We start from the raw sequence: 12,103 nt of genomic DNA on the forward strand, positions 1-12,103 counted from the left end.
AAACCTGGCTGCTACCAGGGTAAGAATTTTTACGGTAAAGGAAAGGCTGGTTGTCCAGCCTTTTTCTGTTTTAGAGTTTAAGGTGAATGAGACGAATTGAGGTCATTAAGGAGATCCTGCCCCATCGGTATCCTTTTCTGCTGGTGGACCGGGTTCTTCATGTGGATACAGAAAATGGCACCATCGAATGTCTTAAAAATGTGTCCAGTAATGAGCCGCATTTTAATGGTCATTTCCCACAGCATCCGGTGATGCCAGGGGTGTTGATTATTGAAGCGATGGCTCAGTCGGCAGGTATTCTCGGTTACCACATTCGCAAGACGGATGGCGACACGATCTATTTTTTTGCCGGAGCGGATAAGGTCCGTTTTCGCAAACCGGTGGTTCCCGGTGATCAGCTGATTCTCCGGGCAACACTGTTGGCACTGAAACGGGATATCTGGAAATTTGCCTGTGAGGCGGTGGTTGATGGTAATATTGTCTGCAATGCAGAAGTTACGTGTGCAAGAAAGGAAATAAAATCTTGAGCGACACACTCTCCGTTACTGATTCTGAAGCTGCCGGGGCGGTTGAAACCATTAGCCCGTTGCAAGCCGATATTCATCCAACCGCCAAAGTGCATCCGTCGGCCATTGTCGAACCGGGTGCCCGTATTGGTGTAGATGTTGAAGTTGGGCCATGGACTTATATTGGGCCGGGTGTTGAAGTGGGTATGGGTAGCCGTATTCACTCTCATGTAGTGATCAAGGGCCCGACGGTGATCGGGAAAAATAACCGTATTTTTCAGTTTTCCAGTGTTGGTGAAGAGTGTCAGGATAAAAAATACGCTGGTGAACCCACTCGCCTGGTGATTGGCGATAACAATATTATCCGTGAAGGTTGTACCATCCATCGTGGCACCATTCAGGATCAATGGCTGACTGCTATTGGCAGTAACAATTTGCTGATGGCCTATGTGCATGTGGCCCATGACTGTGTTATAGGCGACAACTGTGTTATTGCCAACAATGTGGCACTTGCCGGTCATGTGATGGTTGGTGATAGCGCCATCCTGGGTGGTTACACGACGGTGCATCAGTTCTGCAAGATTGGTGCTTTCAGTATGAGCGCTGCCCATACGGCACTGTTCAAGGATGTGCCGGCATTTATCATGTCCAGCGGTAATCCGGCTGAAGCCCATGGTATGAACTTTGAAGGCATGCGTCGCCGGGGATATGCGCCTGAACTGATCAGCAAACTGAGACAGTGCTACAAGATCATTTACCGTCAGGGGCTGAGAACGGCTGAAGCGATTGATCGTCTCGAGAGTATGGAGCCGTTACCGGAAATTCAACTGCTGATTGACTCTCTGAAATCATCAAGCCGTGGTATTACCCGGTGATGCAGTCGGCTGTTTCTTCCCCGGGGTTATCATTACGTGTGGCATTGGTTGCAGGAGAAGCCTCAGGGGATATTCTCGGGGCCGGGCTGATCCGGGAAATCAAACGACATTACCCAGATGCTTACTGCTATGGTATTGGCGGTCCCCTGATGCAGTCAGAGGGTTTTGACAGCTTGTTCCCCATGGAGCGGTTATCGGTGATGGGGCTGGTTGAGGTCCTGGGTCGTTTGCGAGAACTGCTGGGTATTCGCAAACAGTTGCGGGAGCGGCTGATTGCCGACCAGCCCGATGTATTTATTGGTATTGATGCCCCTGATTTTAATCTGGCCCTTGAGCGCAGGCTGAAAGCTGCCGGTATTCCAACCGTGCATTATGTCAGCCCCCAGGTGTGGGCCTGGCGTGAAGGCCGTCTGAAAAAAATCCGGCACTCCGTAGACCATATGCTGGCACTGCTCCCGTTTGAAGCGGACTATTACAGGGATCATGGTGTACCTGTGACCTTCGTTGGCCACCCCCTGGCTGACCAGATTTCCATGCATCCGGATCAGGACGCAGCCAGACATACCCTGGGTGTCAGTCGTGGCGGTGGGCCGGTAATCGGGCTCTTGCCAGGCAGCCGAAAACCAGAGATAGCCAAACTTGGTCAACTATTTCTCGAGACCGCCCGCCTGCTCAGAAAAGATTTCCCGGATGCCCGCTTTTTAATTCCCTGTGCCAATGAGCGACGAAAAAAGCAACTTCTACCCATTGTCAGTGAGTTTCCAGACCTGGACGTAACGGTCTATGATGGTCAGGCGCAATCGGTTATGGCCGCCTCGGATGCGATTCTGATCGCCTCGGGAACCGCTGTTCTTGAAGCTGCACTGCATAAAAAGCCGCTGGTTGTCAGTTATAAAATGGCACCGCTCAGTTTTGCCATAGTCAGCCGTATGGTTAAGGTCAAATATGTCTCACTGCCCAATCTTCTGGCGGACAAAGCGCTGGTGCCTGAAGTGTTACAGGACGATGCTACTCCTGAAAATCTCCGGGTTTTGATCAGGAAGGCCATTGAGGATCAGGCGTACAGAGGGGCTCTGGAACAGTCTTTTAAGGAGATTCACCATCAACTGAAGCAGGATGCCAGCAGGCTGGCCTATGAAGCGGTGATATCAGTTATTCAGCAGACCAGGCGGCGGGTAGAGAGTCAATGAAGCAAAATCAATTTGGCTGGTGTGACATCAGTGACACAGGAATCATTGTTGCCGGTGTTGACGAAGTGGGCAGAGGTCCGCTGTGTGGCCCGGTGATTGCTGCTGCTGTCATCCTGGATCCTGCCCGCCCGATTGAAGGTTTGAATGATTCCAAAAAACTGTCGGAGAAAAAGCGGGATGCACTTTTTGACGTTATTTGTCATAACGCCCTGGCTTGGTCACTGGGCAGGGCTGAAGTAGCAGAAATTGATCAGCTGAATATTCTCCATGCCACCATGCTGGCAATGCAGCGTGCCGTTGAGGGATTATCGGTCAGGCCCGAACTGGCTTATATCGATGGTAACCGCTGTCCAACGCTTTCCTGTCGTGCTGAAGCCATTGTAAAAGGCGATAGCCGTGTTCCTGAGATTGCTGCCGCTTCCATTATTGCCAAGGTGACCCGCGACCGGGAAATGTTGATTATGGACAGGGAGTGGCCGGGTTATGGCATCGCAGGGCATAAAGGTTATCCTACTAAAGTCCACCTTGAAGCATTAAGAAAGTTGGGGCCAGCTCCCGTCCATCGTCGTTCCTTCAAGCCGGTTCGTGAGCTCCTGGCTGACGTGGTCAGTTGAAATAAAAAGCAACCGGCGCAACAAGCCCTGCCAGGCTTGGCCTGTGCAGGTCTTTGGGGCGCAATAATACAGTCATTTCAATGTGGGCGTTGTCAGGTCAGATTTACAGTGTCTGTGAGGAGCTGGTACTTTTACGAGAGACATTGCGTAGCGCAGGAGGGCAGTTAACCGGCATGCCTGCTGTGACCAAATGGTGATAATTCTGAAGGAACTTTTGCTTAATAACTCACTCTAATAACAAGCTCACTAACACTGAGTATTTCAAGCCTTTCTGAAAACAAGAAAGAATCTGGAACTTTGTTGTGTCAGCAACAGAAAATTTGAGTTTATAAGAATGAATTTCAATATGAATGGTATGAATCCATATAAGCCTTTTCCGCCCGTGACCACGCAGCCACAACCTGAGAAATATCGTATATCAGATTATACCCTTAATTGTAACGCCACTGTTAAAAGAGATGCTGTCACGACTGTTGGCCTTATCGCGGGGAGTACCGGTTTAGCCTCTCTTATTGGTGGTGCTCTTTCCAGCTGGAAAACAGCTGCAGTTATCGGTACCGGCCTACCTGTTTGTGCTGCTGCTACTTGTGGTACTGCTGTCGTCTGTATCTGCATAGATGACTGCCCGTGCTTTAAGCCGCTTCCGGAGCGACAGGTCGAGCACGCCAAGGCGGGTTACCTGACCGTTGAGGAGCAGTAGTACATAACTCCTGGTGCAGAAAAGCGTTAATATTCGTATACCTCGCTCAACCTGCAGCGGAGTACCGCACTTCGACTCCGCTTCAGGCTCCGATTATGAACTGCCTTTTAGCCACAAATCCTCGCCTGAACAACTCCAATTGTGTTCTAAACTACCTGACAACTTTCAGTTTTAAATCAGTATTTCTTGATAGGTGTCATTTCTGATACCGGGTGTTTTTTTCTGCAAAGAATAGTTCAGCAGTCTGTAATCCAAAAAGAACCTTATGGATAATGGAGTAGCGGGATCTATGAACATTCAAAATAGTGGCAACAATGTACGATTGGAATCAGAGCGTAACTTGTTGGCCAAAAAGGCAAAATTGAAGCAACCGTTAAAGCCAGTGGATATGTGCGATGAAGTACAATCCAGGCTGCATTTAACGTCACCCCGGATTCCGCTGTCTGACAATGCGAGAACTGTATGCTTACAGGTTTCACCAGACCTGAGGTCTTCCCATTCCTTTGATTTTCGTTTTGTCGCTAATAATAATCAGGTTCGACATCTTTTATCTGCTCAAACCCATGAGCAAGACGTAGTCATTCTTTCGCATCCGGATGATCTTTCGCAGGGGAACCTGCTCAGCCGCTTGAGTATTGCCGGGACCGGTCATCACTCTTTGAAACCGGGCAAGCTATTTGAAAATAACGAGCCTTTGACCCTGGTTATCGATATCCGAACGCTCACCAGTGAAGAGCTGCCAAAACTTAATGATTTGCTGGATCCGGATAATCCTTGTCTGTTTGACAAAGTCACTCAGAAAAAACGTGCTCTGGGTAAACATGTTTCGCTGCTGGTATTGGCCAGTCATGGGCAGTTGGCAATGGCGGGGAAAAGTGACGAAGCACCGGGTGCGGATTTCTGGCGACGAATTAATCGACCGGGCAATACCTGGCAGTTTGACGCAGACAATGGCAATGACCAGACAATGGATATCGGTGATGTGCCACCGGTATTGGCTGAACTCCCCCCGGACAGTGCTATGGATGATGGCAATACCGTTATTATCCACTGTCATTTGCACAGTAATTGGCGACAGCTGTTTTTTGGTGGACCCGCGGTGGATAAGCAGGGGCGTATCCGGCATCTGTCTGGCAAATTTGAGCAATTGCAAGTCGGGCAACGGGTGATTCTCAAAGGAGCCGACTGGAATAATCTGGCATTTGAACAGACCATTCGCCAACTGCTGGCGCAAAAGCGTTATGAGAGCAACGGGGCTGTCTGTACTCTGCCAGAAGATATTCAGTTTTACCGGATGCCGGTGGGAGATGACGAGCTGCTATCGCTGTTTCAAACCATGGCTAACTGGGGGGATGCAAGACTTGCCTGTAACGAGCCACAAAACCTGTTGATCATTAACCATAGCAATATTACGGAATGGTTGGGGCCAATCAGTATCGGGCAGGAGGGTTTTGCGTTTCCTAACACCAGCTTGCTGGACCAGGTTAAGGCCGGTGACGTGGTGACCGTCACTTCACCTCTCAGTGAAGCGCTCTGGTTTCTTTTGCTGGGTGCACTGCAGAATATCCACCAGACCACAGGGGTAAAACCGAAGCTTCAGGTCGATCATTCACAGCGGCAACCGCAATCACTTGGGCTGACAGAAAAAGCCGGGCAACCGGAACTGGCCAGCTACATTGGCTGTAAAGATAATACCGGGGGGCACGCTCCCGTTAACACAGTGACTTATCAGCACAGTGCCCAGGCAAATCACTGGATTAATGGTCATCAGGGAACGCCCCTGGTGATACAGATCAATAACCAGACCGGCTTCAGCCAGTTGTTTGACAATATCTTTATCACCTCGGAGCAAAAGGCGCATTTTGGCCGCTGTCAGAGCGGCTTGCAGGCAGCTTTGAGCACGGGAAAGCCCGTTGTATTCCGCGGGCTGGAGAGCAATCCAAAGCTTCAGCAGCTGCTTGAGCCCCTGGTATATGGACAACCTCTGCTGGTTAACGGCACATTACAGGCTTACCCGAAAGCTTGTATTACCGTACTCTGGCCCGGGCTTGCACAAAGCCCATCCCCGGTATGGAGCGCAATGATCGCCGCCGCAGAGTCATGTCCACCGGTAGATATCTGGAATATCACCGCCGAACATCATGGTATGTCCCGGAGTGAACTCCCGGAACAGGTGCTCAGGCAACTCTGCGAAGCTTTTAAAACCGTACCTGCCACCCTTTGTCATCCATTGCCTGAAATCACAGAAGGGATGTTGAATAACCTGATATTGGCTGCCCGGCGGGCACAGCAGGTTGACCATGCACCACAGCTGCAACCCTGCCATTGGCGCAAAGCCATCAATAGCGTATTCAGTCATGGCACCCGGCAGAATCCGTCAGTTCGTGATTTTATGAAGGTGGCTTGCAGGCAGTTATTACCGGATGCAGCGCAAACTGCCTGGGTGGATCCTGAGCGGTTGAATGCTGTCATTAGCAGCGCCCAGCCGTTAGACAGGAGTTTTGTCAGGCTCAATGTGTGGCAACTGGCCAGGGCTTTTGGCCCGACTGTATTTGCCAATACTGTTTTTGAACAACCACAACTGTTCTATGAAAGTCCATTTCGAGCCTACATGTCCGACGAATGTATGGATTGCCTCTGCGCCTTGATTGTCGCACAAACGCCCCGGATGCTGCGAAGTTCGGTGGCTTTTCAGCTGCAGGTTGATCCACTGCTGGCAGAGCAGTACCAACAGTTAACAATCAGGCCACAAAATCAGATCAGGCGGTTGGAAGATGCGCTGGCTTCTGGCTGGCAGTTACGTCCATATTCAGTACAGACCCGATCGGATGCCATTCATACTCTGGCGACGGATTGTTATCGTATTAGCCAGGAGAGAGTAGCCAGAAAAAATGAACCGGAGCGCATTGCGCGGCTGGAGCACCTGCTGGCGCAATCACTTGAATGGCAAGGTTGCGCTCAGGCTCCGCTTCAGGCGCTGGCCCATGATCTTTATTACGGCTCGGTTAACCAGAAGGATCGGGAACTTCGTCGTTTATCCAGGCTCTATGACCGGCTTGAGGATTCTCCCGTCATTTTCCTGCAGGGAGAAACCGGGACTGGCAAAAGTTATTTTGCCGCCAAAACTGCCGAGGCGTCTGGATTGGCTTCGCTGATTTCTCTTGGCCCCTGCGACAGCGAACAGACCCTGATGAAACGCTGGCAATGGCGGGAAAATACCGGCACCGGTGGTGATCGTTATATGGCATTACAAGAGAGGGCATTACTGGAATGGGCCAATACTCAACCTGCCGCTGACGGTCATTATGTCACAGTGGTTCTGGATGAGGCCAATCTGGCCAATACCGGATTGCAGGCTTCACTGAATGGTTTATGGGAGCCGACACCGTGCATCTATGTTAACGGTCACCCGGTTAAGGTGACTGCTCAGCACAGAGTGATTTTGACCGGGAACCCGGTCCATTACGCCGGACGCCAATTAGACCCCGTGCTGAAGGAGAAACTGCCCGGGGCATACTACCTTCCCTTAAATCGGGCTTATCTCAGGGACCGGGTGGTTGAACCTGCTCTGCTAAGGCAGTTACAACGGTATTTGCCAGAACCGCAAACAGACGACATTGTACGAAGCGCCAGTGACCGTATGATGGTGCTTTGGCAATACTATCCGGAATTGCTGCCGGAACATGAGTTTACTCCCAGGGATTTGACCGATATCTGCAGCTGGGTGGGTTGGTATCTGGATCGTGCATTATCCAATGGGCACAGACAGGGCAGCGTTACCCGTGAACGGGTGGATGGGTTGATCTTGCAGAGTTTTCAGGATGTACTGGGCTCAGAAATTCCCGGGGTGAGTCAGGATGCCAGGACAGCACTGGAACTCTGGTTTTCTGCCCATGACCGGGTAGACAACACGTTGAGAGACCTGGTACATACTCAGGTCCTGGAGGGTATACGAAACACTTTTATCCGGGCGACGTTACAAACCCGGCCGGAGTTTGATACCTCCGGATCAGCGGTCAGTGAATTGGTGCAACGGCTTGGTCAGGATTTAAGCCGATGTCAGCAAGCGCATCATCACGTCAGCAAACATCATGGTCGTCAGGCTACCCTGATTGAAGGCCCTGCCGGGCGGGGTAAGGATGTCACCCTGAACCTGTTGATTGAAAGCTTCAAACAGCAGGTTGCACAGCGGGGAGAATCCATGCCGGAGGTATTTTATTGCAATGCCGGGGATTGTCCCTGGGACAGAGTGTGCGAAGCCATCCAGCGGGCGAAAGTCAACGGTGGCATCGTAGTCATTTCTGAATTGAATCTGATTGATAGCCAGCACCTGGAAGGGGAACTCAATGATATTCTGGCCGGTGACGCTCATCCGGGGTTCCACCTGTTTGCCACCACCAATCCTCCCCGGTACAGTGGACGAAAACCGTTATCACCGGCGTTGAAAGGACGTTTCCGCCATTTGCCTATCCGACAATATAATCCGGCGGAACTGCAGGCCATTGTTGAAAAAGTGTTGCCACAAACGCCAAAGGGCAAGTCCGCTGCTGAATTGTTGACACAGTGGCACTGTCAACTGAGGGCCTGTTTGCAACAGCAAGGCCTGCCCTTGCAGCCCACCGGCCTGGATTTACAAAATCTGGCCAGGGCCGTCATTAAAGAAGGAGACTTTACCGAAAATACGCTCCGTCAACACATCAATCATCACTATCACCTTTATTTTATAGCGGTCAGAGCAACCCTGGAGAAATTGCCGGAATTATCGGCTGTGCCCATTGGCCAGTGGGGGATTGATCCTATACTTTGCAATTGGTTTCACCACACGAAGCTTGGCTCTGATCGCCCCTGGTTGATACGTCGCAGCAATCTCAACCATATTGATGAACAGCACCATGAAATACAAATCAAGGCTGACCTGGGTGATGCAGAGGCCCGAACGGAAATCATCAAGCGTGTGGCTCAGGCCCAATGGCTGGCTTCGGATCTCTCCCCGAAACCGAAAGATGCGGATGATACTCTGACCCAGACTCTTTATCGATACTGGCAGCACTGTTGGTTTGATCACAGGTTTAATCACACTGGGGTGGAGGCAAATACAGTCTTTACCCTGACGGATGCCCAAAAGCAAACACTGAAAATATCCACTAACCAGCCATACTTCCGGGAAGCTGACAAACAGATAAGTGCATGGGATGCCAACAAGGTTTTTTTGTGGCCTGCCTTTTGGCAGAAAATCTCACGGATAGTCTCAAACCCCGTCAGACACTATTCCTGCAGTGGCAATAGGCAGGGTACTCGAAAAAGGTCAGATTTTCACAGTTCCGGCGCAGAAGCGATAGACCAGAAACGGGCAAAAAAAGAGGAAGTTATTGATGGACAATATCCTGGTGCTGTTTCAGTAAAAAGTGGCGATACATACAACTCTCCGGGAAAGCCACTCTCTGACCATTCAGCTGCTCAATCTGCACCACGGGAAAATGGCGAAACAGAGGCTTCCACTATTTCCGCAAACTATACCCTGCCTCTTGATAAACAGGCAGAGTTACCCGCCAAAACGATTCTGCATTTGGATGTTGATACCGCTTATGAACACAGAGAGTTACCTCAGTTGGTGGAGAGAAAGATTTTTTCCTCTCGTGAAAGCCCCAGGATGTATCGCCTGGAGGTCTTTGATGTGGCTTTGAATAATAAGGGTAATGTTGAACTACGAAGTTTCAGCCCCGGGGCGCTCGGTTTTGAGGTGGTGCTTCCCTCCGCTCTGCCTGATGGAGAAGTAACCCTGGGCAGTGGGCAGAGCCTGGGTGTTCATTGCCTGTGGGTAGACAAGGATAAGTATTTTTACCTGCCAGGTCTGAACCCGGATGAAACTATCCAGGCTTGGCGAATAAAACCGTCTCTGGATTACCGGTTGATAAAAGACAGGTATACAGGCCTTCACATGGTGCGTTTTCCAAATGTCGGGGATGATCAGGAAATAACAGTTAACTACGTTGTAGAAAAAAGAGTGACAAAAAGTTCGTGTAAAAAACTATCGGTCGAAACGTTGGATTTATTGCAGCAATCTGGCGATGCGAGGTTAGACTGCACTGTTTCTGATCCCATGAAGTTACAATTAACTGAATTCTTTAACGGCTTTGCAGCAGCTGATATGCCAGAGAATCAAAAGAAACAGATTCATTGTATTCAGTCGGCAAAGACCCTGAAAGATCGTATTGCTGCAATAGCAGAGTATTGCGAAAATTTTAAAGGCTCAGAGAAATATGAAGGTGGTGAAGGTTTTTTTCGCTTTCTGCTGTGGCGTCAACAGGGCAGTTGTCAACACAGAACGCCCATATTTGTGGCGCTCTGCCGCTATTTTGGAATTCCTGCTCGCGCAGTAAGAGCTAAATACCACCTGTATCCGGAGTATTCACTGGATGGCGGCATGAGCTGGAAGCCAGAGGATCTCGGAGGCGCTCCTGTAAAACATGTAAAACGAATCGAACCTGACTTTCAGCCTTTCAGGCAGGGAGGTGGTTCCAGCACCGAGTCAAAGAAGATTAAGGCGTTTCTGGAAAGTACTGATCCAGAGCAACAGCAGCGCCTTGCCAAAGCTTATAATTGGAGTATCAAAGATCTGCACAAAGCCCTTGAGGCAGGCTGTGCATTACCAAGTAAAGTGCCAAGTACCAGCGAGGTGGTAAGAAGGCTTTGGGAAAAAAAAGACTTAACCGGTTTTTCTCTGGGCGTCTCAATCCTGGAAAAGAAAGAGACACTGAACGTTGATGAATCTGGGTTGATTGGCAGGGTGTTTTGTAGGAATTCCTGTACCTACTATAAACCGATGTCTGAGGCGGTGAGTCAAATATTGTCCAGCAGTAGTGAAGATCAGGTGAGCGGGCTGCTCAAGGCGCTCTACTCAAAAGCGATTGTTCACAACCGTTATAATGATCATGATCATTGGTTGGGTTCAATTGTGGATATACTGACAGAGAGTAATTCAGCCCACCCCCCAGTCATTCAGTTTGCCGTTGAAGCATTCAAGGCGGGTTGGCTAAGACCCCCGCAAAGATGCTATACCGATATTATTCCAGCTCGTAAGTATCATGACCTGATGGTACGTCTGGAAACTGTAAAGGAATTGAAGGCTCAGGCCGTCAATTACTTGGGACAGTGGTATAAAGCATTGCTGACTCCGGGAATGAATAGCCAGAAGTGGCTGAGTTATTACGATTGGGAACTGAAAGGAGACAATCATTTTTTTGTAACCCAAAGCTTTAATGGGGTTTCGCCATTCCTGGTAGAAAAAATCGACTGTTCGTCTTTACAGTTGTCCTGGACGGACAACCCTGAGGGCATTCCGGACATTGAGCGAATGTTGGTGAGAAAGCCCGCTTTTCCACAGTTTAACGCCAGTAAGACTGGCATTCGCCCGGTTATTATACTGGGTAAGCCTGATTGGGCCTACACAGTTATCGCGGATGAAGTTGAAGCCCATTATCCATCAGAACCATGGCAGGTTATGGAAACAAACTTCAGGCATAGTCTGACATATACTCAATATTTCGCTGAAGTTCGTAAAGTACCCAGAAGAGATACCAATAAAACTCACAGGTCTGCCCGTCTTCCAGCGAAGCGAGAAGGCAGTCGAAATCAAAAAGAGTCTGAAGAGTATAATAAAAAAACCAAGGAAATCTGGACAAGGTACAAGCCAATTATAAATTCCCTCCATGTGCCGGGTAATGGCAATTCAAGTGTCCCTAACGCTATGGTTAAACAGGCTATTTACCAGGCATTCACTTATTACCTGTATCATATGACAAAAACCAGGGGCGGTCGTTTAACTTATTGTTTTCTTGAGGCTTCTGTCGGACGCAGGTATTCCAACAGATATGGTGCCCATGAAGTATCCTCACCGGAAGAGCTGTATGCCATGATGACGAAAACACAGAATAATTCTGCTCTTGAAAAATCTGTTAAGGCCCGTTATTTGAGTCAGGCACACAACACGGACAATGCGCTGGTGCTTAAATCTGAGGAATTAACCACCATTGCCAGGGAATTCCTGAATACGGTGAATTTTAAGTCGATTTATGAGTTACTACTAAATAGAGACTGTCGGACTTAAGCATCCGTAGCGAGGATTGCGAGAAATTGAGGTTAAAGAATTCCCTGTTTTTTTGAATGTACTTTTTTGATGTTGGAATTTAACACTTGTTTTTTAATTGGCATTAAATAT

General features: G+C 49.3%; 6 protein-coding genes. All 6 read left to right on the top strand.

Annotated features, from left to right (window positions below; translation table 11 throughout):
* Positions 1 to 86 precede the first annotated feature (86 nt).
* The 6 genes from fabZ to J7439_RS02205 all read left to right on the top strand — a co-directional run bounded on the left by fabZ (position 87) and on the right by J7439_RS02205 (position 11,992).
* Positions 87 to 527, top strand: a complete 441-nt coding sequence (gene fabZ / locus J7439_RS02180) for a 3-hydroxyacyl-ACP dehydratase FabZ (RefSeq protein WP_209200051.1) — start codon at positions 87 to 89, stop codon at positions 525 to 527.
* A 71-nt stretch (positions 528 to 598) separates the two neighbouring features.
* Complete coding sequence (gene lpxA, locus J7439_RS02185; protein ID WP_209200173.1) at positions 599 to 1,381, top strand: acyl-ACP--UDP-N-acetylglucosamine O-acyltransferase; 783 nt, start codon at positions 599 to 601, stop codon at positions 1,379 to 1,381.
* Positions 1,381 to 2,571 (top strand): lipid-A-disaccharide synthase, encoded by a 1,191-nt coding sequence (gene lpxB / locus J7439_RS02190; protein WP_209200052.1) that lies wholly within the window; start codon positions 1,381 to 1,383, stop codon positions 2,569 to 2,571. Before lpxA ends, lpxB begins: the two co-directional genes overlap by 1 nt.
* On the top strand, positions 2,568 to 3,185 hold the full coding sequence (gene rnhB / locus J7439_RS02195) for a ribonuclease HII (RefSeq protein ID WP_286198143.1): 618 nt from the start codon (positions 2,568 to 2,570) through the stop codon (positions 3,183 to 3,185). Before lpxB ends, rnhB begins: the two co-directional genes overlap by 4 nt.
* A 346-nt stretch (positions 3,186 to 3,531) precedes the next feature.
* On the top strand, positions 3,532 to 3,885 hold the full coding sequence (locus J7439_RS02200) for a hypothetical protein (RefSeq protein ID WP_209200053.1): 354 nt from the start codon (positions 3,532 to 3,534) through the stop codon (positions 3,883 to 3,885).
* A 289-nt stretch (positions 3,886 to 4,174) separates the two neighbouring features.
* A complete protein-coding gene (locus J7439_RS02205; RefSeq protein WP_209200054.1) occupies positions 4,175 to 11,992 on the top strand; it encodes an AAA family ATPase in 7,818 nt (2,605 codons plus the stop codon).
* The last annotated feature ends 111 nt before the right edge of the window (positions 11,993 to 12,103 follow it).

It is taken from the genome of Salinisphaera sp. G21_0 (assembly GCF_017744115.1).
Taxonomy (GTDB): Bacteria; Pseudomonadota; Gammaproteobacteria; order Pseudomonadales; family Endozoicomonadaceae; genus Endozoicomonas.

Coding starts and splice junctions, on each gene's coding strand:
- fabZ (WP_209200051.1), top strand. CDS start 87: ATGAGACGAATTGAGGTCATTAAGGAGATCCTGCCCCATCGGTATCCT.
- lpxB (WP_209200052.1), top strand. CDS start 1,381: ATGCAGTCGGCTGTTTCTTCCCCGGGGTTATCATTACGTGTGGCATTG.
- rnhB (WP_286198143.1), top strand. CDS start 2,568: ATGAAGCAAAATCAATTTGGCTGGTGTGACATCAGTGACACAGGAATC.
- J7439_RS02200 (WP_209200053.1), top strand. CDS start 3,532: ATGAATGGTATGAATCCATATAAGCCTTTTCCGCCCGTGACCACGCAG.
- J7439_RS02205 (WP_209200054.1), top strand. CDS start 4,175: ATGAACATTCAAAATAGTGGCAACAATGTACGATTGGAATCAGAGCGT.